Raw genomic sequence first — 827 nt, 5'->3', positions numbered from 1 at the left:
TTAGCCATCATTCAACTCCTCTTCAGTTGGTTATGGTCAGCGGGGTTAACGTGTTGGTAGCACTTTAACCTCGCGTTAAATTAACAGGTTTTTTACCTCGCCAGTGCCTGTAACTGCTTCTTGGTTAAAAAGGCATCCAGCAACTTCTTAATCACTTCCTTATCTTCTTCCGGTAACTGCTCCACCGCCTGAAACTGTCGCAGCAACTCCCTGTCCTCAAACCGGGCTTTCGCCGCTTCGGTCTCAGCTCCTTCCAACAGGTAATCACTACTTACATCCAGCACATCCGCCAGACGTTTTAAGGTATCGCTGCCCGGCCGGGAAGTGCCGCGCTCAAAGCGGCCTATGTGGGTGTAATGCAGTTCAGCCAGCTTGCCCAATTCAGACTGGGAGAGGCCTTTTTGTCTGCGCAGTTCCCGCAAGCGTTGTGCAAATCCATTCTCTGTTGCCGCTGCCATATCAAGCACCTCTGTCATTATTGCGGTCTCAAATGTAGCTATGTTGCCGTAATTATGACTCATCTTCCATGCTCCAGTGCGTTGATGTGCGCTTTACATGCTTGACATAATAAAGCCTTGAAGCTAACTTATCAAGCATCGATGCTTTATTAAAAAATATTTTGTAAGGATATCTGATATGGCTCGCATCCCGGAAGCAGAGTTGCAACACCTGAAAGCCGCCGTCTCTTTAGTCGCCATCATTGAGCAACAAGGGCGGCAGCTCTTTAAGCGTGGCAAAGACATGGTTGTGCTGTGCCCGTTCCATCAAGAGAAAACGCCCTCGATGGTCATTACCCCGTCGAAAAATCTCTATCACTGCTTTGGCTG

Annotated in this window: 2 protein-coding genes; one reads left to right on the top strand and one right to left on the bottom strand. The window is 48.6% G+C overall.

The window, feature by feature from the left end; genetic code table 11:
- Positions 1-92: 92 nt before the first annotated feature.
- Positions 93-521, bottom strand: a complete 429-nt coding sequence (locus AAC147_RS07825; RefSeq protein WP_231571656.1) for a helix-turn-helix domain-containing protein — start codon at positions 519-521, stop codon at positions 93-95.
- Positions 522-636: 115 nt separating this feature from the next.
- On the opposite strand from AAC147_RS07825, the gene AAC147_RS07820 reads away from it, so the two are divergent.
- Positions 637-827: CHC2 zinc finger domain-containing protein (locus AAC147_RS07820; protein WP_047686243.1), on the top strand; the 191-nt coding region annotated here is incomplete at its 3' end.

This window comes from Xenorhabdus sp. NBAII XenSa04, from assembly GCF_963866145.1.
Classification (GTDB): Bacteria; Pseudomonadota; Gammaproteobacteria; order Enterobacterales; family Enterobacteriaceae; genus Xenorhabdus; species Xenorhabdus indica.
Note: the sequence above shows the minus strand (reverse complement) of the source record. Positions and strands in the feature narration are given on the sequence as shown.